20 protein-coding genes and 1 pseudogene are annotated in these 24,328 nt (G+C 72.9%); 17 read left to right on the top strand and 4 right to left on the bottom strand.

Annotated elements, in window-relative coordinates; all coding sequences use genetic code 11:
- The 3 genes and pseudogenes from ACH4D3_RS39585 to ACH4D3_RS39595 form a co-directional block, all read right to left on the bottom strand.
- Window positions 1-197 (bottom strand): annotated as a pseudogene (locus ACH4D3_RS39585) (hypothetical protein); the annotation flags it as partial.
- Window positions 198-288: 91 nt separating this feature from the next.
- Entirely contained in the window at window positions 289-1,020 is a 732-nt protein-coding gene (locus ACH4D3_RS39590) for a DUF4157 domain-containing protein (protein ID WP_398332618.1), read from the bottom strand.
- Between the two features lie 161 nt (window positions 1,021-1,181).
- Entirely contained in the window at window positions 1,182-3,974 is a 2,793-nt protein-coding gene (locus ACH4D3_RS39595; RefSeq protein ID WP_398332619.1) for a hypothetical protein, read from the bottom strand.
- Between the two features lie 561 nt (window positions 3,975-4,535).
- Between ACH4D3_RS39595 and ACH4D3_RS39600 the strand changes: the two genes are divergently transcribed.
- The 4 genes from ACH4D3_RS39600 to ACH4D3_RS39615 are packed head-to-tail and all read left to right on the top strand — an operon-like array spanning window position 4,536 to window position 7,330.
- The gene (locus ACH4D3_RS39600; RefSeq protein WP_398332620.1) at window positions 4,536-6,140 is read left to right on the top strand and encodes a phage tail sheath subtilisin-like domain-containing protein; all 1,605 of its coding nucleotides are present in this window, start codon (window positions 4,536-4,538) and stop codon (window positions 6,138-6,140) included.
- A 52-nt stretch (window positions 6,141-6,192) separates the two neighbouring features.
- Window positions 6,193-6,642 carry a phage tail protein gene (locus ACH4D3_RS39605; RefSeq protein WP_003974723.1) on the top strand — a complete coding sequence of 150 codons (450 nt, stop codon included), beginning with the start codon at window positions 6,193-6,195 and terminating at the stop codon, window positions 6,640-6,642.
- Window positions 6,642-7,175: a hypothetical protein gene (locus ACH4D3_RS39610; protein WP_109035221.1), complete on the top strand. Its 534-nt coding sequence runs from the start codon at window positions 6,642-6,644 to the stop codon at window positions 7,173-7,175. Before ACH4D3_RS39605 ends, ACH4D3_RS39610 begins: the two co-directional genes overlap by 1 nt.
- The gene (locus ACH4D3_RS39615; protein WP_007450918.1) at window positions 7,172-7,330 is read left to right on the top strand and encodes a DUF6760 family protein; all 159 of its coding nucleotides are present in this window, start codon (window positions 7,172-7,174) and stop codon (window positions 7,328-7,330) included. The genes ACH4D3_RS39610 and ACH4D3_RS39615 overlap by 4 nt, the downstream gene beginning before the upstream one ends.
- Before the next feature lie 2,546 nt (window positions 7,331-9,876).
- On the opposite strand, the gene ACH4D3_RS39620 is transcribed toward ACH4D3_RS39615, so the two are convergent.
- A complete protein-coding gene (locus ACH4D3_RS39620; protein WP_398332621.1) occupies window positions 9,877-10,500 on the bottom strand; it encodes a hypothetical protein in 624 nt (207 codons plus the stop codon).
- Between ACH4D3_RS39620 and ACH4D3_RS39625 the strand changes: the two genes are divergently transcribed.
- The 13 genes from ACH4D3_RS39625 (at window position 10,466) to ACH4D3_RS39685 (ending at window position 24,306) form a co-directional block, all read left to right on the top strand.
- Window positions 10,466-11,230 carry a hypothetical protein gene (locus ACH4D3_RS39625; protein WP_398332622.1) on the top strand — a complete coding sequence of 255 codons (765 nt, stop codon included), beginning with the start codon at window positions 10,466-10,468 and terminating at the stop codon, window positions 11,228-11,230. The genes ACH4D3_RS39620 and ACH4D3_RS39625 overlap by 35 nt on opposite strands.
- 89 nt (window positions 11,231-11,319) lie before the next feature.
- Window positions 11,320-11,742 carry a phage tail protein gene (locus ACH4D3_RS39630; protein WP_003974727.1) on the top strand — a complete coding sequence of 141 codons (423 nt, stop codon included), beginning with the start codon at window positions 11,320-11,322 and terminating at the stop codon, window positions 11,740-11,742.
- A gap of 28 nt (window positions 11,743-11,770) precedes the next feature.
- Window positions 11,771-12,493 carry a LysM peptidoglycan-binding domain-containing protein gene (locus ACH4D3_RS39635; protein ID WP_398332623.1) on the top strand — a complete coding sequence of 241 codons (723 nt, stop codon included), beginning with the start codon at window positions 11,771-11,773 and terminating at the stop codon, window positions 12,491-12,493.
- A complete protein-coding gene (locus ACH4D3_RS39640) occupies window positions 12,493-14,427 on the top strand; it encodes a VgrG-related protein (RefSeq protein ID WP_398332624.1) in 1,935 nt (644 codons plus the stop codon). The genes ACH4D3_RS39635 and ACH4D3_RS39640 overlap by 1 nt, the downstream gene beginning before the upstream one ends.
- A gap of 34 nt (window positions 14,428-14,461) precedes the next feature.
- A complete protein-coding gene (locus ACH4D3_RS39645; protein WP_398332625.1) occupies window positions 14,462-14,914 on the top strand; it encodes a GPW/gp25 family protein in 453 nt (150 codons plus the stop codon).
- Window positions 14,914-16,872, top strand: a complete 1,959-nt coding sequence (locus tag ACH4D3_RS39650; RefSeq protein WP_398332626.1) for a putative baseplate assembly protein — start codon at window positions 14,914-14,916, stop codon at window positions 16,870-16,872. Before ACH4D3_RS39645 ends, ACH4D3_RS39650 begins: the two co-directional genes overlap by 1 nt.
- A gap of 59 nt (window positions 16,873-16,931) precedes the next feature.
- Complete coding sequence (locus ACH4D3_RS39655; RefSeq protein WP_398332656.1) at window positions 16,932-17,441, top strand: phage tail protein; 510 nt, start codon at window positions 16,932-16,934, stop codon at window positions 17,439-17,441.
- Window positions 17,438-18,823, top strand: coding sequence for an NADase-type glycan-binding domain-containing protein (locus ACH4D3_RS39660; protein WP_398332627.1), 1,386 nt, complete (start codon window positions 17,438-17,440; stop codon window positions 18,821-18,823). The genes ACH4D3_RS39655 and ACH4D3_RS39660 overlap by 4 nt, the downstream gene beginning before the upstream one ends.
- 418 nt (window positions 18,824-19,241) lie before the next feature.
- The gene (locus tag ACH4D3_RS39665) at window positions 19,242-19,859 is read left to right on the top strand and encodes a hypothetical protein (protein ID WP_398332628.1); all 618 of its coding nucleotides are present in this window, start codon (window positions 19,242-19,244) and stop codon (window positions 19,857-19,859) included.
- Window positions 19,846-21,543, top strand: a complete 1,698-nt coding sequence (locus tag ACH4D3_RS39670; RefSeq protein ID WP_398332629.1) for a GH3 auxin-responsive promoter family protein — start codon at window positions 19,846-19,848, stop codon at window positions 21,541-21,543. The genes ACH4D3_RS39665 and ACH4D3_RS39670 overlap by 14 nt, the downstream gene beginning before the upstream one ends.
- The gene (locus tag ACH4D3_RS39675; protein ID WP_398332630.1) at window positions 21,543-22,406 is read left to right on the top strand and encodes a class I SAM-dependent methyltransferase; all 864 of its coding nucleotides are present in this window, start codon (window positions 21,543-21,545) and stop codon (window positions 22,404-22,406) included. The genes ACH4D3_RS39670 and ACH4D3_RS39675 overlap by 1 nt, the downstream gene beginning before the upstream one ends.
- Entirely contained in the window at window positions 22,403-23,569 is a 1,167-nt protein-coding gene (locus tag ACH4D3_RS39680; protein ID WP_398332631.1) for a hypothetical protein, read from the top strand. The genes ACH4D3_RS39675 and ACH4D3_RS39680 overlap by 4 nt, the downstream gene beginning before the upstream one ends.
- A complete protein-coding gene (locus ACH4D3_RS39685) occupies window positions 23,566-24,306 on the top strand; it encodes a DUF6182 family protein (RefSeq protein ID WP_398332632.1) in 741 nt (246 codons plus the stop codon). The genes ACH4D3_RS39680 and ACH4D3_RS39685 overlap by 4 nt, the downstream gene beginning before the upstream one ends.
- The last annotated feature ends 22 nt before the right edge of the window (window positions 24,307-24,328 follow it).

Genomic DNA, 24,328 nt, shown 5'->3' on the forward strand with positions numbered 1-24,328 from the left:
TCCACCGTCCCCGTCGTCCCCGGATACAACCGCAGCGTCTGCGGCTCCACCGTCGTCCAGGGAGCCACATCCCCCACTGGCTCGAACCGGTACTCATCCACCACGTCACCGGTATTACGCACCCTCAGGCGCACACGCGTACTACTGCCGGGGTCCACAGTCGCGGACGCGGGCTCCAGCGAAGTCCACAGGCTCACATGCCGACGCTACGAGGAGGTCGACGCAGCGTCAGGAAGCAGCAGGGCAGAGGGCGTTGCCCCAAAGGGCCGTTCGTGCGGCGCCCGGGGACTACGCCCCGTCCTCCACGTCGTCCGCGACCGCTCGCTGGGCGACGAGGGACGGGGCGGTGGTGTGCCCGGCCTTGAAGGCCGCTCCGTCGTTCACCGCCGCGACCTCGGAACCCTGCCCCGGATCGGTGACGGCGGGGCTGCCGCCGCTCGCGCTGCCCGTCTCCGTGATTCCCCGGCTGTTCTTGTCGAGGTGGCTGGCCTCGTGGGCGAGGATCTCCTCGTTGCCGATGGCGGACGGGCCGAGGTACACGTCCATGCCGATCGTCATGGCCTCGGCGCCCATGGCCGCCGTCGCGCGCTGGGCGACCGGGCCCGTGTACATGCGGGCCCCGGCGAGGGCGGGATTGTCGTAGAACGGCACCGCCTTGTCGAGGAAGGACCCGGGGAGCGTCGAGCTGGGCTCCCCCTTGGCCTCCTTCAGGAGCTGGTGCTGCCCCTCCGGGCTCCGGTCGTCGATCCCGTCGTGCCCGCAGCCGGCGCCGTGCTGGTGCGAGTCCGGATCCATACGGCGCTGGACGGTGTGCCCGCAGCCGGGTCCGTGCTGGTGTGCGTCCCGGGCGACGACGCGCTGGACGGCGGCGTTACCGGCGGCGCTCTGCAGCGCCAGGACCGTCGCCGGGGTCATCGGCGCTCCGCTCACTCCGGTGGTGGGCGCGGGCGCGGCCCGGTGTGGAGCGCGGCCGCCCCGGGCGGCCTGCTGGTCGGCGGCTTCCTCGTGCGCGCGCACCATGCGCTCCCTTCGACACCGTACGTGTGACCCTCAGCCTTACCGGAGCTTCCCCGTCGCCGACAGGTCTACGCGGGCAACGCCGGGGGCAGTGCCGTCGAACCGGGGCCCTGCCGGTCCGACGCGAGCCGGCGCCCCGCGGCTCGCGCATCCCTCCGCGGCGCTCAGGAGGCCATCCCCTTGGCGATCTTCGCCTCCCACGTCTTCTGCTGTGTGGGGTCGTTGAGCGAGGCCTCCCACTCTTCCCGAGTCTGATTGTGCCTTTCATGGCCGCACTTGATCTTTTCGAGCATGACACGCGCCATCTTGCGGATGTCGTCGGGAACGTTCTTGCCCGCGGGGACGGCCGGACCGGCCGCGAACGCATAGAGCTCCTGTGCCATGAGCTGACGCTCGCCCTGGTCCACAGATTTCGTCAGCTTGACGAACTCCAGTACCGCATCGCGCTTTCTCTGCCCCTTGCCCTTGGACTCTCCGGAGCCCTGCTCGTGCTCGGTGCTCTGAGTCTGCTCCGTGCTCTGGGTCTGCTCGGTGCTCGGAGTCTGCTCCGTGCTCTGAGTCTGCTCGGCGCTCTGGGACTGCTCGGGTTCCTGCTGAGCCGGCGTGGTCCGGGCATATTTCGTGGGATCCCGCATCACCTCGACACGCTTGGCGCCCTTCTTGGCCCCCTTGTAGACGGCACCTCCGCCCAGGAAGGCTGCCGCCACACCGCCTATGACGGGCGCGGCCACACCGAGGGTCGCCCCGGTGAGACCTGCGATCGTCAGGGCGGCGGCTGTGATGCGCGCCGCGTTCCCCGTGACACCGGCCCCGCGCTTGAAGATCTTGTTCTTCTGCTTTCGTATGACGTACTCGTTGATGAAGGAGAGGTTTCCCAGCAACTCCCCCCGGGAGCGCTCGATATCCTCCCTGAGGCGCTCGATTTCGTCTATTGTTTCCTTGTTCGAACCGCCCTGCGGGTCTGCCAGCTTTGAGCTTTCCTGAGCCAGCTGTTCAGTCGCCACCCCAAGATCGTCGAAGACCTTCTGAAGGTTTTCCGGGCGTTTCGCGGATATCTTTCGGAAATCCTTCCTGAGGTTGTGGTGTTTATTGATCGCACCCGCACCGGCCAAGGCGTCACGGGCGAGGAGAGGTGCGGAAAAGCCTATGATGAGGCCGCCGGACGCCTCGTCCAAGGCCAACACGCCCGCTTCGACGCCAGTACTCTTCTTCACATTACTGACCATCTTGACGGTGTCATTGGCCGCCATCATGGTGTTGGATGCGGCGCCGGCCGACTTCCCCTTCTTGTCCTTGGACGCCTGGTGCCCATCCGGGCCCTTCTTCTCGCTCTCCTTGCCCGTCTTCCTTCCGGTCACATAGCCACGAGCGTCGTTGATCCCTCCCGCGACGCTGACCATCACGTTGTGGACGGTCTCCACCACTCCCAGCGTCGCGATGTCGCCCAACTGCCCAGTGTTCGAGTGGGCAGTCGCGTTGCTCTTGACCCCTCCCGCCGTCGGCGAACTGACGCGAAGGAAGCCGACGTCGAGCGGATCCATCACCTGCTTGATCTTGGTCATACTGGCGCCTTCTTTGAGCCGTTCCCGCTTTCCCTTCTTCTTCGCGTCGGACGTCGCCGTCTCCGCCGACGGCGCCTGCTCTGCCGACGTCGCCGTCTCCTTCGCGGCTTCCGCAGCCCGCTTCACGGCCACGGCCTCGGCCGCCCGCGCCTCGGCCTCGTCCTCCGTCGCCTTCCGCTGCTCCTGCGCCGCGGTGGCCGCCGCCGCTTGCGCTTCGGCCACTATTTGCCGCTGATCCGTCACCTCCTGCTCAGCCAGCACCGTCTGTTCCTCGGCGGCCTTCTTGCTCTTGACATGCGTTTCCAGAACGGCCTGGGCCTTCGCCACCTCACCCTCTGCCGTTTGCTTGGCCTTCTCGAACCCCCTCAGCGTCTCCTCCGCCGCCTCACGATCAGCCTTGGCAGCATCAAACTCGGTCACCCGGGTATTCATCTCCACCCCGGCGTCAATTACCTGCTTCTCAGCCTCCGCCGTATCCGCCGAGGCTTGCGTCAACGCAGTATTGGCCTCCGACTCCTCACCGGTCGCCTCATCAGCCTCCCCCTTCCGTTCATTACTCTTGTTTTCGGCGGCAACCACCTTCTCCTTTGCCGCCTTCGTGGTCTTGGTGCATTTATCCACCACACCCTGCAGCTTTTTCTCGGCGTCCCTCGCCTTCTTCCGCACCTTCTCCTCGGCCGCCGCCCGCGCGGCTACCTCTTCCCCCGCGTTGTTCCGGGCCTCCTCCTCAGCCCTGGCCTTGTCCCTGAACGCCGCCAGCCTGGCCCTGGCCGCAGCCTCCGCGGCCTCGGCCTGCTCCGCCTTCTGGTTCACCACCCCCAGCTTGGCCTCCGCCGCAGCCTGCGCGGCCCTGGCCTTCTCGGCCTTGTCGTTCAGCACCTTCAGCGCAGTCCTGGCCGCGGCCTCCGCAGCCTTGGCCTTCTCGACACTCTCTTTCCGCTTCTTCAGGTCGGCCTCGGCCGCAGCCTTCCTGTCCTGCGCCGTGCCCTCCGCCTCGACCAGCGGCTCCAGGGCAGACTGGGCCCGCGCCCGATTTCCCTCCTCCGCGTCAACAGCGGTTTCCCATCGGCTCTTGTCGCGCTCCGCCGTCTTGCGCAGTGCCTCCGCGTCACCAGCCTTCGTCCTCCCCTGTTCCGCCAGGGCCTCGGCCTCTGCTGCCCGTTTCCGGGCGCCGGCCGCCTGCTGGGTGTGACTCCACACATCGGCAGCGGCCTTGCTCCGTTCCTCGGACTTGGCCTCAACCTGGCTCTTCAGCTTCTGCGCCTCGGCCTCGGCTGCCTGCTTCCGCGTTTCGGCGTCCTCCTGCCGCTCCGCCGGAGCCTGCTCGGACTGCGCCGCCGAAACGGGCGTACCGACGGCGGCGGAGACGGAGCCCGACCGTTCGAGGCCGGCCACCAACCCCTGCGTCCCCGACGAACTCGCCTGCGCCCGATCTGTGGCCCCGGTTGCCTCACGCGTGGCGGTCGCGCGCTGGATCGCCGCGGCGACGGCCTTGTTTCCGGCACCGGCCTGCAGGGAGGCCAGTGGCCGCTGCTGACGTGCCTGCGGGCGGGACGGGACCGCCGCGGCCCCGGACGGACGGTGTCTCTGCGTTTCGTGCAAGCGGTCCGACACGGACAACCCTTCCTGACGTCCCGTCACCGGCACCGTCACCGGCCCCCACTCGGCAAGGCCGCGCCCCCGGCGCGACGGGACGGCGCGTTTCCCATACCGGACGTGATCGCAAGATGACATCCTGGCGAACTGACACTCAATACATGATGTTGAAGCAGAAACGCCGGACAACCACCAGTGGTCCGCGGGGGAAACGAGGGGAAACGAGGGGAGACTGCCCCAAGGGGCACGACCAGGGGCAAGGAACCTGCCCCTGCTCCGGCACCCGGGGACGTTTCGGCGGCGGCAACGCGCGCGTGAGGCTGAGGGGCGTCCTGTCTCGTACCCCGAGGAGAGCAGAGCATGCCGTCCTACCTGTCGCCCGGCGTCTACGTCGAGGAGGTGGCCAGCGGCTCGCGCCCGATCGAGGGAGTGGGCACGTCGGTGGCGGCCTTCGTCGGTCTCGCCCCGACCGGCCCGCTGAACGAGCCCACGCTGGTGACCAACTGGACGCAGTACGTCGCGGCCTTCGGTGACTTCACCGGCGGGTACTACCTCGCGCACTCCGTCTACGGGTTCTTCAACAACGGCGGCTCGGCCGCCTACGTCGTCCGCGTCGGCGGCTCGGCCGAGGACGCCGCCGCCGACGGTTCGGTCAACGGCGCCGCCGCCCCCGCGGCCGTCACCGGCAGCACCGCCAAGGCGCTGCCCGCCGCCGAGCCCAAGCAGCTGGGCACCTTCGCCGTGACGGCCACCGCGGCCGGCCAGAGCGGCCCGCTGACCGTCGAGGTCGCCGACCCCGAGGGCGAGGGCCCCGCCGAGCGCTTCAAGCTGATCGTCAAGGACGGCGACAAGCCGGTCGAGACCTTCGACGTGAGCGCCAAGAAGGGCAACCGCTCCTACGTCGTCACCCAGGTCAAGGAGCGCTCCAAGCTCATCACCGTGACCGAGGCCGCGCCGTCCGCGCAGCTGGTCCGGCCGGAGAACCAGAGCCTGACGCTGCCCGCGCCGCCGTCCGCCGCCCCCGCCGTTCCGGCCGGGCAGGCCGAGAGCGCGCACCCCGGCCCCGCCCAGTACCTCGGCGACTCCTCGGACCGCACCGGCTTCGGCGGCCTGGAGGCGATCGACGAGATCTCCATGGTCGCGGTGCCCGACCTGATGGCCGCCTACCAGCGCGGTGCGATCGACCTGGAGGCCGTCAAGGCCGTCCAGCTCGGTCTCATAGCCCACTGCGAGCTGATGGGCGACCGCGTCGCGATCATCGACCCGCCGCCCAGCCAGAACGCCCGCCAGATCCGCGTCTGGCGCCAGGAGACGGCCGGCTACGACTCCAAGTACGCCGCCCTGTACTACCCCTGGATCAAGTCCTTCGACCCGGCCACCGGCCAGTCCCGCCTGGTCCCGCCGAGCGGTCACGTCGCCGGTATCTGGGCCCGCAACGACTCCGAGCGCGGCGTGCACAAGGCCCCCGCCAACGAGGTGGTCCGCGGCGCCGTCGACCTGGAGCTGCAGATCACCCGCGGCGAGCAGGACCTGCTCAACCCGATCGGCGTCAACTGCATCCGCTCCTTCCCCGGCCGCGGCATCCGCGTCTGGGGCGCCCGCACCCTCTCCTCCGACCCGGCGTGGCGCTACCTGAACATCCGCAGGTACTTCAACTACCTGGAGGAGTCGATCCTGATCGGCACCCAGTGGGTGGTGTTCGAGCCGAACGACCACAACCTCTGGGCCCGCATCCGCCGCAACGTCTCCGCGTTCCTGGTCAACGAGTGGCGCAACGGCGCCCTCTTCGGCCAGAGCCCCGACCAGGCCTACTACGTCAAGTGCGACGAGGAGACCAACCCGCCGGAGTCCGTCGACCTCGGCCGGGTCGTCTGCGAGATCGGCATCGCGCCGGTCAAGCCCGCCGAGTTCGTCATCTTCCGGCTCGCCCAGTTCTCCAGCGGCGGCGGCGAGCTGGACGAGTAGGCGGAACGCGCCCCCGCCCTTGTCCCACATCCTCTAGAAGGACAGCGAACTCATGTCTCTCCCCAAGCCCGAAGACGTACTCGTCGCACCGAATTTCGGCATCCAGATCGACGGTGTGATGGTCGAGTACCTCAACTCGGTCTCCAACCTGCAGATCGAGCAGGACGTCATCAGGTACCAGCAGAACCAGGGCACGACCGGCCGCAACAACGTCACCCTGATGCCGGGCGTGGCCAAGGACGGCTCGGTCCAGGTCGAGCGCGGTATGAGCCAGTCGTCGGTGTTCACCCAGTGGATCAACGACTCCATGGCGGGCCGGATGGCCACCGCCCGCAAGAACGCCACGATCATCGTGATGGACTACGAGGACAACCCGGTCAAGCGCTGGAACCTGCGCAACGCCTGGTGCAGCAAGGTCGTGGCGGGCACCCTGAAGGCGGGTGACACCAACGCGCTCACCGAGACCATCACCATCGTGTTCGAAGAACTGGTCGTCGAGTAATGCGCCGTAGCACCGCCAAGGCACCCGCCGCGGCACCCCAGTCCGCGGCGGCGGGAGCGGACTTCCCCCGTTCGGCTCCCGCCGCCGCGCCCACGGAGGCGCCGGCCGGTTCTCCGGCCGGCCCTCCGGCCGGGCCCCCCGTCGACACCGCCCCGAGGCAGCAGATGCAGACCGAGTTCCCCTTCGAGCTGCCGCGCGGGTACGTCGACGAGTCGGGCACGGTGCACCGGGACGGTGTGATGCGCCTGTCGACGGCGCGGGACGAGCTGATCCCGCTGCGCGACGTGCGGGTGCAGGAGAACCCGGCGTACCTGTCGGTGGTGCTGCTCGGCCGGGTCATCACCCGGCTGGGCACGCTGGCGATGGTGCACGACGGCGTCGTGGAGAACATGTTCGCCTCCGACCTGGCGTTCCTCCAGGACTTCTACCGCCAGATCAACGCGGAGGGGCACACGCGCGCGGCGGTCGAGTGCCCGCACTGCTCGGAGCCCTTCGAGGTGGAACTCGGCGGGAGCCGCCTGGGGGAATCGTGACGTACGCGACCGACCGGCTGCACGAGGAGATCGCGTACGTCGCCTACCACTTCCACTGGAGCCTGGAGGCGATCCTGGACCTGGAACACCAGGACCGCCGCCGGTACACGGACCAGATCGCGTCCCTCGTGACGCGAGGCACGGCGGAGGGCTGATCGGTGGGACTCCTGGACCGGCTGCGGGGCCGTCGCGACGACGGCGGAGCCAACGGGAACGGGGGCGGGATCGCGGCATCGGCGGCGGCCCCGTCCACCGAGACGGGTCCGCCCGCGGACACCGGCTCGCGTCCGGACCCGGGCGCGGACGGACGTGCGGCATCCGCGCCCGGACCCGCGCCCGTGTCCGTCGCGGCCTGGACGGGCCTGCCGCCGATCCAGCGCGCCACCGGAGCGGGCCGCACGGGGGTGGCGGACGCCGCTTTCGGCGGCCGCCTTCCGACGTGGCAGGACCCGTCGTTCACCGGGGCGCCGTCCCCGGCGGTACTCAACCCGGCGGCCGGCGACAGCCTGCTGTCCGGCGCCTTCGACTCGCCGGCCCGCCGGACCTCGTCCACGCCCCTGGCCCGCCCGGCCGGCCCACCGCCGGTACAGCGGATGCCGGTCGCACCGCTGCGCGCGATACCGGCGGACGCACCGGCCCAGGCCACGGCACCGGCCACGGCACCGACCGCGCCCACGGGTTCCGCCCCGAGGGCGCGCGGTGGTGCGTCGGGTACGTCTGCGGCTCGTCCCACGCCGTCGGCGGCTCCGACGGCGAGCACGTCGCCGAGCGCGCCCGCGGCCACGCCGGTCCAGCGGGCGCGTTCCGGCGCGCCGGCGTCGTCCGCCGCGCCCGCGAGCAGCCCGGCCCAGCCCTCCCGCGGGGTCCGGGTGACGCCGGTGCCCGCGCCGCCCGCCGCCCCGCGTCCGCGGCAGTCGCTGACCAAGGCCCCGTCCGGATCGCCGGCCGTGCAGCGCCGGGCGTTGCCGGCCAGCCGCCGGACCACCGGAGCCGCCCCGGCGGCCTCCGGCTCGGCGCCCTCGTCGGCGGACGCCGACCGAGCGGACCCCGGCTCGGCACCGGCCGGGGGCGCCTCCCCGGCCCACGGTTCCGTCACCCCCGCGCCCGCGCCGGCCCAGGAACCCGTCCAGCGGGCGGTGTCCGCGCCCGGGACCACACCGGCCCCCGACGCCTCCGGGACCACACCGGCCGTCACCGCGTCCGGCGACGCGACGGCACCGGCGTCCCCGGTACGGCGGCCCGGCGGCGGCAGCCCGTCGGCCCCTGCTCCGGCGAACAGCGGCTCCGCGTCCGGCACACCACCGGTCCAGCGCGCCGCCGTACGGCCGTCCAGCCCCACGCCGGACGTCGCCGCCACGCCCACCACCCCGCCCGTCCAGCGGGCCACCACCACTCGACCGACCGGCAGTGGCAACCCGCCGACCCCCGCACCGGGCAACAGCGGCTCCCCGTCCGGCACACCGCCCGTCCAACGGACCACCACGCCGCGGTCGTCCAGCGGCGGCACCCCCTCGTCCCCCGCACCGGGCAACAGCGGCACCGCGTCCGGCACACCCCCGGTCCAGCGGGCCACCGCACGGCCGTCCAACGGTGGCAACCCGCCGACCCCCGCACCGAGCAACAGCGGCACCGCGTCCGGAACCCCACCGGTCCAGCGCGCCGCCGTACGGCCGTCCAGCCCCACGCCGGACGCCCCGGCAGGACGCGGCAGCATCCCGCAGCCCGTCGGCGACAACCCGGCGGCCACCGCGCCGGACGTCGGCACCACGCCCACCGCACCGCCCGTCCAGAGGGCCACCACGACTCGACCGACCGGCAGCGGCACCCCGTCAACTCCCGCACCGGGCAACAGCGGCAGCACACCCGGCACACCCCCGGTCCAGCGCGCCGACACACGCCGGTCCGGCTCCCCGGCACAGCCCGGCAGCGGCAACCCGGCCGCCGCACCGGCCGACAGCGGCAGCGCGGCGGACAACCCGGTACGGCGGACCCCCGCACCGGACGGCGGCGCCAACCCGGCGGCCACCGCGCCGGACGTCGGCACCACGCCCACCGCCCCGCCCGTCCAGCGGGCCACCACCACTCGACCGACCGGCAGCGGCACCCCGCCGACCCCCGCACCGGGCAACAGCGGCTCCGCGTCCGGAACACCGCCGGTCCAGCGCGCCGCCGTACGGCCGTCCAGCCCCGCGCCGACCGACGCCGCGGCCTCGACGCCGCCGGTGCAGCGTGCCGTACGCCGCACGGACGGCGGCACGCCTCCCCCGGCGGGCAACGACACACCCTCCGCCCGACGAGCCACCGCGCAGCCCGCCCGCCCCGCCCCCGCAGGTGACCGCCGGACCGGTTCGCCGGAGGCCGCGGCGACCGGCGCCCCGGTGCAACGTGCCGTGTCCCGGCCCGAGTCGGGGTCCCGCGCCCCCGCGCGGCCGGTCCCGCCCGCGTCCGGCACCACCTCGGACGCGGCGCAGGGCGGGGCCGCCCCGGTGCGCCCGACGGAGTCCCGGCCCGCCACCACCCCCGCGACCGGCACCGGCACCCCGCCCACCGAGGGCACAGCGGCTCCCTCGCCGACGTCCGCGCCGGGAGCCACCCCCGTCGGTCCCCCGGTCCAGCGAGCCGGGTCGGCGGCCGAAGGTCCCTCGGACGGCCGGCAGCCCCCCGTCCAGCGCCGGGTGTCGGCCGCCCAGCCGTCCCCGGCTCAACCGGCCGGCGCACCGCGGCCCCCCGCCACACCGGCGGAGCCGTCGGCACCGACCGGCCCCGGCCCTGCCGCCACGGTCACCGCACCCGCCTCGCCCAGCACGCCCGGAGTCCGTACCGCGCCCACGCCCGCCGTACCGCTGTCCCGGCCGGAGACCGGCAGGACAACAGCCCCGGCGGCCCCCGTGCAGCGCAGCGCGGCCGGGCGGCGACCGGGGCTCGGCGCGCCCACCTCGTCCGGCCCGGTCAGCGCCGTACGCCCGACCGTGACGCCGGTCCCGACGACGACACAGTCACCGTCACAAGCACCGGCACAGGCACCGGCATCGGCACCGGCACAGGAACCGGAGTCCACCGCCGCACCGGTGGGGCCGACCGCGGCGCCCGCGCGTCGTTCTCCGCTCGGCGCGCCCCTCTCCGCGCCCCCGCGCGACACCACCTCGCTCACCACCCGGTCCCCGGCGCCGGTGCCCTCCGCGACCGAGGGCGGCACACCGCGACCGCCGGTCCAGCGGGCCACCACCCAGTCCGTCGCGCCCGCGGCACCCCCCGTCACGACGACGACCACGGCCACCGCCACCGCCGCCATGCCCGCGGTACCGCCCTTCGCGGCCCTGGCCACGCCCGACACACCCTCCTTCGCCTCCCTGGCCACACCCGCCACACCCCCCTTCGCGGCTGTGACGGCGCCCCCGGCGGCGCCGCCCTTCACGCCCCCACCGCTGCCCGGAGGCGGCGGGTCCACGCCCCCCGTCGTCCAGCGCGCGCCCGCCAAGGCCGTACCCCTGCGCAAGCCCGTGTCCCGCGCCGCCGCCACCGGAGCCCCGCTCCCGGTGGCCCCGCTCACACCGCCCCGGCCGTCGGCGGCCCGGCCCGAGATGCCGGTCGCCGCGCAGGCGGAGCCCGCGGACGCCATGCCGGAGGCCCTCGCCCCGGGCGACGCCGGGTCCGGGGCCGGGTCCGCCGGTGGGCCGCCGGTCCAGCGGTTCTTCCGCCGTTCCCGCCGTGCCAGCCGCACCACCGCCGCCCTGGCCTCCGCCACGGCCGCCACCGTGGTGGACAACCTGACCCGGCTGGACCCCCCGCCGTCCCGACCCGGCCCGGCCGAGCCACCGCCCCCGTACAGCAGCGACCCGCCGCCCCCGTACGAGGCGAGCGCGGGCGCACCACCGCCCGAGGATCCCCCGCCCGCGTACACGGCAGTCCCCGAGGGCGGGTTCGACCCGCGTGAACTCACCGACTTCCAGCTCGACGAACTGGTGCACCGGATCATCGGCCGCGTCACCCGTCTCGTCCGCACCGAACTGCGTATGGACCGCGAACGGATCGGCAGACTGCGCGACCCGCGCTGACCGGACCGCACCGGCCCAGCCGGACGGCCGGACCGCACCGAGGGCCACGCCCGCCGCCACCGCTCCCCGACAAGAAAGGTCGACCCCCGATGACCCGTAAGGACCCGGGCTCTTCCATCTGGTTCAGCCTCGCCATCGACGGCGAGAGCCTCGGTTACTTCAACGGGTGCGAGGGGCTGTCGACCCAGGTCGAGGTGGAACAGCGCCAGGAGGGCGGCAACAACGGCTTCGTCTGGCAGCTGCCCACCCGCGTCACCTACTCCAACATCCGGCTGACCCGCCCCCTCACCCCGGACACGGCGAAGGTCGCCAAGTGGATCTCGTCGGTGCAGACCGGCATCCAGCGGCCCACCGCGCAGATCTCCGCCCTGCGCGCGGACGGGTCGCTGGTCGCCCGCTGGGGGCTGATCGACGTCCTGCCCGTGAGCTGGCAGGGCCCCAGCCTCGACCCCGGCAGCGCGTCCGTGGCCAACGAGGTCCTGGAGATCGCCCACCACGGGTTCACGGACTGACGGCGCCGCGGAGCAGAGAGGAAGAACCATGGCCAAGAGCAGCAAGGGCGCCGGCAAGAGCCTCGTACGCGCCAACCTCGCCATCCACGAGCCGCCCACCGGCAAGTCCACCTCGCCCGGTGCGCTGATCAAGCGGTTCCCGTTCGAGTTCAACCCGGCGCAGCTGTCGATCAGTCAGCGCTCCCAGTGGAAGGCGACCCCGACGGCGGCCGTGCGGAAGGCCGCGAAGCCGCAGTTCCTGGGTGCCGAGCCGCGCGAGATGACCCTGGAGATCTTCCTGGACTCCTCGATGAAGCCCGGCGGCAACACCGTGATGAAGAAGGTCGAGTCGCTGCTGATCTGCTGCGAGGTCACCGCCAAGAGCCTGGCCGCCAAGCAGCCGTCACCGCCCTGGGTGATCTTCGAGTGGGGCTCGTTCTCCACGGCCCGGTTCAACGCCTACGTCGCGTCCATCGAGACCCAGTACACGCTCTTCGGCACCGCCGGCGTCCCCATCCGCGCCACCTGCCAGATGGCCCTGGTCGAGATTCCCGGCCCGACCCCGAGGCAGAACCCGACCTCCGGCGCCCTCACCGCCCAGCGCGTGCACCGGGTCGTCGCGGGGGACTCGCTCCAGTCGCTGGCCTGGAGCGAGTACGGCAGCGCCAACGCGTGGCGGGTGATCGCCGAGGCCAACGGCATCGACGACCCGTCCCGTCTGCCGACCGGTACCGAACTCATCCTGCCGGCCACCGAGGAGGTGCCTCACTGATGGTGCGTCCCTCCTTCTCCAGCATCGTCGAGGTGAAGATCGGCGGCGCCAAGCTGCCCGACAACATCGCCCCGATGCTCACCGACGGCTGGGTCGACCAGGGCGTCAACGTGCCGGCGGCGTTCCGGCTCACCTTCCGCGACCCGTACCACAAGCTCCTCGGCGACCTGAACGTGCAGTTCGGCACCCCGGTCGTCATCACGCCGATCGCCGACGGGCAGGGCAAGAACAACCCCCTGCTGACCGGTGAGGTCACCGGCCTGGAGACCGACTACGACGGCACCGGCAGTTTCACCGTCATCCGCGGCTACGACTACGGGCACCGGCTGATGCGCCAGCGCCGGGTGGCCGCGTACCGCAACCAGAAGGCCTCCGACATCGCCCGCAAGCTGGTGAAGATGGACGGCGTCTCCGTCGGCCGCATCCAGGCGACCAAGGGCACCTACGGGTTCATCGCCCAGCCCAACGTCACCGACTGGGACTTCCTCGCCCGGCTCGCCGACGAGAACAAGATGATCATGTACCTGGACTCCAAGGGGAAGTTCCGGTTCGTCACGCCCAAGCCGTCGGCCGGAGCGCCGTCGCCGAACACGGACGGCGACCAGAGCACCTTCGTCCTCCAGGCCGGCCACGACATCCTGCGGCTGCGGGCCGCCGTCACCGCCGCCGACCAGATCGGCAAGGTCGAGTCGCGCGGCTGGAACGTCACCACCAAGAAGAAGATCACCGAGATCGCGCCGGCCACCACCGACCCCGGCATCAAGATCAAGTGGACGCCGGGCACGGCCGCCGGCAAGTTCAAGCCCGGCAAGCTCGTCGAGACCGCCAGCCCGTACGACAAGCAGGACGAGGTGCGCAACGCCGCGAAGGCCCTCGCCTCCGACGTCACCGCCTCCTTCGCCGAGTTGGAGGTCGCCGCCAACGGCCACCCCGACCTGCGGCCCGGCGTCCCCGTCGCCCTCGCCGACGTCGGCACCCCCTTCGAGGGCAAGTACACCGTCACCTCGGTACGCCACCACTTCGGCGACGGCGTCGCCTACGAGTCCTGGATCACGGTCAGCGGACGCCAGTGGCGCTCCCTGTACGGGCTCGCCTCGGGCGGCAGCGGCGGCACGGACCCGGCGAGCGCCGCCCGGCTGCCCAGTGTCGCCAACGCCATCGTCACCGACGTGCAGGACCCCCTCAAGCAGGGCAGGGTCAAGCTGCAGTTCCCGTGGCTGGACGACACCTACGTCAGCGACTGGGCGCGCAGCGTCCAGATGGGCGGCGTGGCGGGCGGCGGCATCTTCCCCATGGACGTCGGCGACGAGGTACTGGTCGCCTTCGACCGGGGGGCGCTGGACCACCCGTTCGTGATCGGCGGCCTCTACAACGGCCGGGACGTGCCGACCAAGAGCGACGTGCCGCTGCACGACGGCCTGAAGAAGAAGGCCGTGCGGCACACCCTGTCCGACCGCCAGGGCAACCGGGTCGACCTGCTCAGCCAGCGCACCGGCGGGCGCAAGCAGGGTGTCCGGATCGCCAGCGGCAACGACAGGCTGACCATCAACCTCGACCGCACCAAGACCGAGATCACCGTCGACAGCAAGGGCTCCGTCAGCATCACCGGCAGCCGCTCGGTGTCGGTGGAGGCGGGCACCGACCTGTCGCTCAGCGCCAGACGCGCCCTCACCATCAAGAGCGGCGGACCCCTCAGCATCCAGGGCGGCAGCATGGTCAACGTGCGCAGTGGGGGTCTGGTCGGAGTCAACGCGGGAGGCGCCCTGAACCTGGGTGCGGCCGGCGCCGCGACGCTGAGCGCCGGGGCCGCGACGACCATCTCCGGCACCGTCAACGTGCAGATCAACTCCGTCATGACACGGATCATCGGCGCCCAGTTCGAGGTCAAGGCCCCCGTCTTCAAGGTCATAGCCCCTCCCATGCCGGGCCTGTGACGAAGCGTTTCCGAGGAAGGCAGGTTGTTCTCTGATGGCCGAACAGTTCGTCGGCTCCGGCTGGTCGTTCCCCCTGCGCATCGGGCCCACCGGCGGGATCGCCCTCGTCAGCGGCGAGCAGGAGGTGGAGGAGGCCATGCGGCTCATCCTCGCCACCGCGCCCGGGGAGCGGCCGATGCGCCCGGAGTTCGGCTGCGCCATCCACGACCTCGTCTTCGCCCCCGTCAACGAGCAGACGGCCGGCCGCATCCAGCACGAGGTGTATGTCACCCTGGACCGCTGGGAACCGCGCATCGAGGTCCACGACGTGGACGTCACCACCGGCGAGGAGCAGAACGTCCTCTTCATCGACGTCCGTTACTCGATCCGCGGCACCAACAACCCGCGCAGCCTCGTCTTCCCGTTCTACGTCATCCCCTCCCACGACGAGCCCGACCTCCCCGACACGCCGGCCGGCCTCCCGGGCTCTCCCGAAAGCGACCGCTGATGCCCCTGCCCTCTCCCAACCTCGACGACCGCCGCTTCCAGCAGTTCGTCGACGATGCCAAGCGCTACATCCAGCAGCGCGCCCCGGAGTGGACCGACCACAACGTCTCGGACCCCGGTGTCACGCTCGTGGAGACGATGGCCCACATGGCCGACCAGATCGTCTACCGGCTCAACCGGGTCCCGGACAAGAACCACCTCGCCTTCCTGGACCTGGTCGGCATCACGCTCTTCCCGCCGTCGGCCGCGCGCACGGACGTCACCTTCTGGCTGTCCGCGCCGCAGGAGGACACGATCCTCGTCCCGGTCGGCACCGAGGTCGCCACCCTGCGCACCGAACGCGACGAGGCCATCGTGTTCGCCACCGAGCACGACCTGCGCATCGTCCCGTGCGCGATGGACCGGCTGGTGACGCAGACCCGCGGCGAAGCCGTCAGCGACCGCACCACGGACCTCGCCGAGAGCAAGGACGTGATGTGCTTCGCCGAGGCGCCGGGCCCCGGCGACTGCATGCTCATCGGCCTCAGCGCCGCCGTCCCGGACTGCGCGCTCGCGCTCGAACTCGACAGCCGCGTCGACGGCGTCGGTGTCGACCCGCGCCAGCCGCCGCTGGTCTGGGAGGCCTGGACCGAGGACGGCTGGCAGCCCTGCGAGGTCGACCGCGACGGCACCGGTGGTCTCAACCGCCCCGGCGACGTCGTGCTCCACATACCCGGCGGCCATGTGCTGTCCCGCAACGGCGGCCACGAGGCCGGCTGGATCCGCTGCCGGGTCACCGAACCGCTGAGCGGCCAGCCCTTCTACACCACCTCGCCGACCATCCGTTCCGCCGAGGCCTACACCATCGGCGGCACCACCGGCTCCATCCACGCCGAGACCGTCCTGGACGAGCCCCTCGGCGAGTCCACCGGCCTGCCCGGCCAGCGGCTGCGGCTCGAACACGCCCCCGTCGTCGCCGGCGAACCGTCGGTCCTCCTCCAGACCGCCGCCGACGACGGCTGGCAGGACTGGCAGGTCGTCCCGCACTTCTCCGGCTCGCACGCCGACGACCACCACATCACCGTCGACGCCACCACCGGCGAGATCGGCTTCGGCCCCGCCGTCCGCGAGGCCGACGGCACCCTGCGCCAGTACGGCGCCGTGCCGCCCAAGGGCGCCGTCGTCCGCGCCCGCCGCTACCGCACCGGCGGGGGCAGGGCGGGCAACGTGGCCCGCGGCGCCGTACAGGTGCTGCGCACCTCCATCCCGTACGTCTCCGAGGTCGTCAACCGGGAGGCCGCGCTCGGCGGGGTCGACGGCGAGACCATCGAGGAGGCCAAGCTGCGGGCGCCCATCACGCTGCGCGCCCAGGAACGCGCCGTCACACTGCGCGACTACGAGGAACTCGCCCGCCGCGCCGCCCCCGAGACCGCCCGCATCACCTGCCTGGAGGGCGCGGAGAACGAGTACGGCGCCCACGCCGTCCGCGTCCTCGTCGTCCCCCAGGCCGTCCCGGACCCCGGCGGCCGGCTCCGCTTCGAGCAACTCGTCCCCGGTGACGCCCTCCTGAACCGCATCACCCGCCACCTCGACGAACGCCGCCTGATCGGCACCCGGCTCGCCGTCGGCCCGCCCTACTACCAGGGCGTCACCGTCGTCGCCACCGTGCACGCCTTCCGCGACGTCGACGCCGATCGCGTGCGCCGGCAGACCCACGACGCCCTCTACCGCCACCTCGACCCGCTCACCGGCGGCTCCGACGGCAAGGGCTGGCCCTTCGGACGCCCCGTGCAGACCGGTGAGCTGTTCGCCGTCCTCCAGCGCGTCCCCGGCGTCGAACTCGTCGACGAGGTCGTCCTGCACCCGGCCGACCCGCTCACCGGCAAGCGCGGCGACCCCACCAACCGCATCGACCTCGACGCACCCGCCCTGGTCTTCTCCTACGACCACCGGGTCCGCGTGATCGGGGACGGCGCGTGAAGTCCGCCTCGCAACGGGGCTCCGTCGACGGACTCGGCTCGTCGCTGCCCATCGCGTCGATGCTGCCGGCCGTCTTCGCCGACGACGACCTCGCGCTGCGCTTCGTCGCCGGGCTCGACGACGTCCTCGCGCCCATCCTGAACGTCCTGGACTGCCTGGACACCTACTTCGACCCCGCCCTCACCCCGGCGGACTTCGCCCAGTGGCTCGGCACCTGGGTCGGCGCGGAGACCGACGGCACCGAGGCCGAACCCATGCTGCGCGCCGCCGTCGCCGCCGCCGCCCGGCTGCACCGCGTACGCGGCACGCTGCAGGGCCTGTCCGAGACCGTCCGGCTCGCCTTCGGCGTCGCGCCGGAGATCACCGAGAGCGGCGGCGCCGCGTGGAACGCCCGGCCGCTCGGCCCGTTCCCCGGCCGCCCCCGCCCGCAGTTGCACGTCGCCCTCCGGCTGCCCGACCCCAGGCCCGTCGACGTCCACCGGCTGGACGCCCTGGTCGCCGCCGCCCGCCCCGCCCACATGCCCTACACGGTCGAAGTGACCGCCTCCGAAAGGACCCCGGAGAGATGACCACGCAGAACTGCGCCGAGTGCGGGACCCCCGCGGAACCGGGCCAGTCCTTCTGCGACGCGTGCGGCGCCGTGCTCAGCTGGGACCAGGCCGGCGCCGCCCGCACCGCACAGCCCGCCGCCGCGTCCGACCAGCGCCCCGGCTTCGACGCCTTCGCCGGTGCGGGCGTGCCGCCCGCCCGCACCGGCCGCCCGGCCGCGGCATCCGCCGACGAACCGGCCGGGGCCATCGGGGAGAACCCGACGCTGCCCCAGCCGCGCCGCACCGCGGCCGCGGGCGCCGCGGGCGCCGCCGGGGGCACGCCCGGCACGGGGAACACCCCGGACGCCGCGGCCCACGGTGCGGGAGGTGCCGCGGGCCCGGACGACGCCGCGGGAGCCGCCGCCCGCCCGGCGCCCGGCACCGACGAGACCGCCCCCACCGCCCCGGTCCCCTCCGCCGCCGCGCCCGCGCCCGCGCCGAACGGGCTCAGCGACACCATGTCCGACCGGGCCCGCTCGCTCCTCGTCCCCGTCGCCGACCCCGAGGCGCCCGCCCCGGCCGCGCCCCCCACCGTCGCGCCCGTGCTGCCCGGCCGCCCCGACGCGGACCGGCCGCAGGTCCGCGCCCCCGGCCACCAGCCGGACATCGCCAACGGCCCGCCCTGCCCGTGGTGCTCCACCCCCAACCGCCCCGACCGCCACTACTGCGCCCGCTGCGCCATGCCCCTGGTCGCGAGCGGCGACCAGGCCTCCCTGCGCGCCCCCTGGTGGCGGCGGCTCTTCGGCGGACGGCGTCAGGAGACCCCGTGGGCCGGCGACCGTCCCCGTCTGCGCCGCGTCTTCGACCGCATCGGCACCTGGATCACCGTCGCCGTCGTGGCCACCCTGGCCGTCCTCGGCTTCATGTACATCCCCGACGGCGTCCAGAACACCCGCGACCACTTCGCCAAGCGCGCCCCCGTCTCCCCGGACGGCATCAAGGCCTCGCGCTCCTTCCCCGGCCACAATCCCGAACTCCTCATCGACAAGCTCAGCAACACCTGGTGGGGTCCTGGCATCTCGGAGTCCGGCCAGGGCCAGTGGGTCGAGGCCAGCTTCACCGAGCCGACCCGGCTGCTCGACGTGATCATCACCCCCGGTGTCTCCACCCGCGCCGACAAGCTGCGGGAGTCGGCCCTGCCGCACCGCGTCAAGGCGACGATCACCATGAAGGACGGGTCGGTCAAGACCCGCGACCTCACCCTGGACCAGGGCGCCGGCGGCCAGCGGCGCCCGTTCCGCGTCGGCGAGGTCACCAAGGTCCGCTTCACCATCGAATCCGCCCACGCGGCATCCGCCAAGAAGCAGGTGGCCATCTCCGAGATCGAGTTCTTCGGCCCCTCCAGCGCCAACCGCTCCTGACCCGTCCCCGGCCGCCGGAACGGCCGCCGAGAACGACCGACGGCACCGCCCGCACGTCACCGCGTGCGGGCGGTGCCGTCACACTCTCCGGAACCACCGTGCGAACACAACCCGGCACACAGCCCAACAGCCCCTGATTTCCAGGCTTTCACCGGCCCCTCGGGTAGGGGTCGGTACGGGTTGAGCGCCGCGGCCGGCCCGCCGCTAATAGATGCTGCGGGGTCGTCACCGGACCGCACCGTCCGGGGCCCGCCGACACCCGGACCGCCGAGGCCGTGCGCCCGGCCGGCTGCCGCACCAGCTCCGAGAGAAAGACGGTGGACGTCGTATGATCGCACCTCCAACTCCCCTCGGCCCGACGGCGCATCCGCCGCATCCGGCGGCCCCTTCGGACCGGCCGAGGCCACCGTTCTCCGTTGTGCTGGGCGCCGACTACGCGGGCAAGTCCTCCGCCCTGGCGGAACTCGCCCGCCTCGTCCCCGAGGTGCGGATCGTCTCCGCCGACGACGAGCTGCTCGACCCCGGACACTCACTGATCACCCGGCTGCGCCGCGGACTGGTGGGCGACGTGATGCCCGCCCTGCACCGCGACTACTCGGCCGACTTCATGCTGACGATGCTGCAGGCGGCCGTACTGCACCTGCGGGACAGCATCGCCCGCGCCCCCGCCCACACACCTGTGCTGGTGGACTCCTACTACTACAAGATCCTCGCCAAGTGCCGTCTCACCGGCCTGGACCAGCACCCGCTGTTCGACTGGTGGCGGTCCTTCCCCCAGCCCCAGCAGGTCATCTTCCTGGAGGTGTCGGCCGAGACGGCCTGGCGCCGCTGCGGCGAGGGCCGCGACCTCAATCCGCTCGAGCACTACGGCGCCCGGCCCGACCGTGCCTCCTTCGCACGCTTCCAGGCCGATCTGCACCGGGTGATGTGGGAGGAAGTCCGCACGCTGCCCGTCTCGTTCATCGGTGAACAGGACCGGGTGTCCGCCGTCGCACGCGAAGTCCGGGAGGTGCTGACCGCACATGAACCTGTCTGAGGAATGGGCGGACCGCGATCGTGTCCGCCGCTACCGGCAGCGGGTCTTCGACGAGCGGGAGGGCATCTCGGCCGTCCTGCCCGACGCCCGGGAGCAGCAGCGGAACGTGCTGCGGGAGATGGTGCGGCACAACGCGGACACCGAGTACGGGCGTGCCCATGCGTTCGCGTCGATCCGCGAGCCTGCCGACCTGCGCAAGGCCGTCCCGATCAACGACTACGCCGCGCTCTCGGAGTACATCGAACGCATGGCGGCCGGCGAGAGCGGCGTACTGAGCGCCGACGATCCCGCCGTGTACTTCACCAGCAGCGGGACGACGGGCAAGCACAAGAAGATCCCGGTCACCCCGACGTTCATGCGGCGCACCTTCTTCCCCTTCTACTACGCCGCCTGGGCGCCGCTGATCGAGCACTACCCCGATGTGCTGGCCCGCCCCGACGCCGTCCTGAACCTGAAGCACGACCCCCTGGCGGCTCCTCCCACCACCGCCTCCGGACTGCCGCACGTGGGTGCCAGCCAGGTCGACTTCGGTGCCCGGTTCGGCGAACCGCTGTCCGCCGAACCCGGCACGGGCGCGCCCTGGGGCGTCCTTCCGGTGCCCGTCGAGCCCGGCGACCACCTGGAGAAGGCCTATCTGCGGCTGCGGCTGGCGGCGGCGAGCGACGTGCGCCTGGTGATCGGGATCAACCCGGCCATGGTCGCCGCCCTGCCGTACCAACTGCGCCTGTGGTGGCCGAGGCTGGTCAGGGAAATCCACGACGGCACCCTCGGCGGGGTGCCGCACACGGCTCCCGACGCCGCGCGGGCGCGCGAACTGGAGCGGCTCGCCGAGCACTTCGGCACCGTCCGGCCGGCCCACGTCTGGCCCCGGATGCGAGCCCTGTTCTGCTGGACCACCGGCATGGCGTCGCTGTACCTCCCGCGGCTGCGCGAGGAGTTCGGCACCGGGGTGGCAACGTTGCCGGCGCCGGTCGCCGCGTCGGAAGGACCCGTGGGCGTCGCCCTGGACCGGCACGAGTCGGCCTGTTCGCTCACCGTGGGCGCCTCGGTGTACGAGTTCCTGGACGCCGACGAGGACCTGACGCCCGAGGCCGCGACCCTGTCCTGGGACGAGCTGGAGGAAGGGCGCGACTACCACGTCGTCTTCAGCCACATCGGTGGGCTGTACCGCTACGCGGTGGGCGACGTGGTGCACGTCGTGGACCGCGTGGCGGGAGTGCCCCGGGTGTCGTACGCCGGACGTGCCACCCGGTCGAGCGTCGCCGGGGAGCGTCTCCGCGAGGCCCAGGTCCTGCGGGCGCTGTCCGCGGCGAGCGACGGCACCGGTCTGGATGTGCGCAACGCCGCCTGCCGCGTCGTCGACGGTGCGGGCGGCGGACCGTCCTACACCTTCGCGCTGGCGTCGTACGGGGCGTGGTCGTCCGCGGAGACCGCCCGCTTCGCCGCGCTGCTGGACACCGCGATCGGCCGCGAGTCGCGCGACTACCGTGCGGCGCGCGCCGAGGGGCGGCTGGGCCCGGTGACCGTGCGTCTGCTGGACGAGGACGCCTTCTTGCGGGACTGGCACGCGGCCGTCGCCACCGGCATCCGGCCGACGCAGGTCAAGGACCGGCTCTTCCGCCAGGACCCGGCCCAGTGGGAGAGGCTGACCGGCGCCGCGCGGCCCGGTCGGGGAGGACAGTGATGACCGACGTTCTGAGCCCGGTCGAGCGGACGGCCCTGCTGACGGCCGCGCTGCGCGCGGCGGAGACGAGCCGCGAGGACCGGCTGTTCGACGACCCCTACGCCGGCCTGCTGGCCGGGGACACCGGATTCGGTCTGCTGCGGCGGATACGCGAGGCGACGTTCCCGCCCGGCGAGGAGCGCAGCGCCCCGAGCACGCCCGACTACAACGCCATCCGGACCCGCTTCCTGGACGAGTGGCTGCACGGCGCGGCCCGCGAGGACGACGCCCCGCAGATCGTCCTCGCGCCCGCCGGCATGGACTCGCGGGCCTACCGGATGGACTGGCCGGCCGGAACCCGGTACTTCGAGCTGGACCGGCCCGCCGTGCTGGCCCACAAGGCGCAACGGCTGGCGTCGGCGCGGCCGCGGGCCGACCGGCGTGCGGTGGCGCTCGACCTCACCTCCCCCGCGTGGGAGGAGGAGCTCCTCGCGGCCGGATACGATCCCGCCCGCCCGTCCGTCTGGCTGCTGGAGGGGCTGCTCTACTACGTCGGTGAGCGGGACGCCCACCGCCTGCTGGGGCGGGTCGCGGCCCTGATGGCCCCGGGCAGCCGGATCGCCGCGGACCTCGTCAACGACGCCGCGCTGGTGCTGCCCGACGTCCAGGTGCTGCTGAAGGTGTTCGCCGACTGGGGCTGCCCCTGGGTGTTCGGTACGGACGAGCCGGAGGCGCTGTTCGGTGCCCACGGCCTGCGGGTGGCGGCCGTGCAGCCCGGCGACCCGGGCGCCGACTACGGCCGCTGGCCGGATCCGGTGCCGCCGCGTTCGGTGCCGGGGGTGCAGCGGGTGTTCTTCGTCCACGGGCGGAAGCAGCCGGTATGAGCGCCACCGCGACCGCGCCGCAGGCACCGGCCGGCGCCGGGGCGCGGGGGCCGGGCAGGCCGCGCGTGCTGCTCGCGCCGATCACCGTCACCCCGTCCAAGCCGCTCACCCCCAGCCACCTCAAGGGTCTGCTGTGGACGGACGTGATGTACCGCGCCAGCAGCGGGATCGCCGACGTGGTCTACCGCTACAGCCCCACCGCCTACCACCTCACCGAACAGACCCTGGGATTCTGGGAGTACCTGGACCGCACGGTCGGCGACGTCGACTACTCCGGGCTGTCGGAGGAGCAGATCGGTGAGCGGTACGTCGATTACCGGGCAGCGGCTCAGAAGGCGGACGCCGCCGCGCTGCGGCCCTATGCCGAGGCGGTCGAGTCGGACGGCTGGGTGCATCCGGCAGCGGCCCGGGTGCTGGAGCTGTGGACCGCCCACTACGCCCGCCTGGGCATGCACGATCCCGGACTGACGGCCCACCAGCCGCCGGCGCTGGGCGCCGAGGAGTCGCTCGAGCGCCTGCACGACCTGGGGTTCTGCCTCGACCTGCGCGGCTGCGGCGGGCCGGTGTACCTGGACGCCACCCGGCACGGCCTGCCGTTGCGCCAGATCGTCGACGCCGACGGCCGCCCGAACTACCTGGCGTGCATGATGCGGGAGCTGCTGCCCCTGGGCCGGCACTTCGACGAGGTCGTCCTGCTGTACGACCGGGAGCTGGATGCCGACTACCACCTGGTGGAACGGGTCCTGGCGGCGAGCGGCGTCTCCGTGCGCCGCGTCGTGCTGGGCCGGGTGCCGATCGACGGCCGGATCCGGTCCGCGCGGCACGGCGGCTGGGCGGGACACACCGTCGGTGCCCTGCTGGACGAGCTGGGCGGAGAGTACGAGGACGCGGTGCTGCGGCTGGGCCTGCGCCTGTACTTCATCGCGGTGCTCGGCGCGGGCCAGCAGCAGTCGTTCCGCCGGGAGGTACTGCGCCAGAGCCTGGCCCGGGCCGCCCGGCTGCTGTCGGCCGGCCCGGTGCCGGACCCGGCGCCGGTGGCGGACGTGCTGGCCCGGCACCGCAAGGACCACCTGTACGTCAACCCCTACCGCCTGACCTCCAGCCTGCTGGCCAGGCACCGCCCCGCTCCCGCCCGGGACCTCCTGGAAGCGGTCTACCTGTGATCATCTCTCAGCAGTTGCTGCGTGCCGAGAACGCCCGGCGCATCCGCGAGGTACGCCCGGAGCTGGCCGCGCGGATCGATCTGATGACGGACGAGGGTCTGCTGGCGGCGGGCCGGGAGGTGACGGCGCAGAGCGCGGAGCCCAAGGTACTGGCGGTCTGCGTACTGCGGGAGTTCGACCTGTCCGCCTGGATCAGGGAGACCTGCGTGTTCGCCCACCGCATCGCGGGCGGGGCCGCGGCGGCCTGGCGGCACGACTTCACGCGCACCGTCTTCCTGGCCGGCAATCCGGCCAATCTGCGCGAGCGGTTCCGCTTCGACCACGTCGCGGACGACGGCTCGGCCGCCTGGCTCGGTCCGGCGCCCGCCGAGGAGAGCACCTCGCTGCGCCGCCTGCTCAAGCTGTTCCCCGTCGGCGCGGTACTGCCGAACGTCTCCGGCACGGCCGTTCGGCTGCCCGCCGACGGGACCGCCGACGGCCGGGTCCCGGTGCTGCGCGAGCTGCACCTGGCCACGGCCGGGCTGACCCTCGCGCAAGCCCTGGTGCACCTGCACCACCTGCTGGCCGAGGCGGTGCTCGACGGCCTCGTCGGCCCCGGCGACCGGCTGGTCGTGCGGCCGGTCCCGCACCTGGTCGGGGTCGCGGGACCGTTCACCGCCCTTCGGGTCGTCCCCTCGCACCGGCGGCCCCACGAGCTGCGCGCCCACGCCGCCCTCGGCGCCGGCCGGCCGCTCTGACGTCCCGCGCCCCGGCGGGGCG

It is taken from the genome of Streptomyces sp. NPDC018026 (assembly GCF_044327745.1).
GTDB lineage: Bacteria > Actinomycetota > Actinomycetes > Streptomycetales > Streptomycetaceae > Streptomyces > Streptomyces rubrogriseus.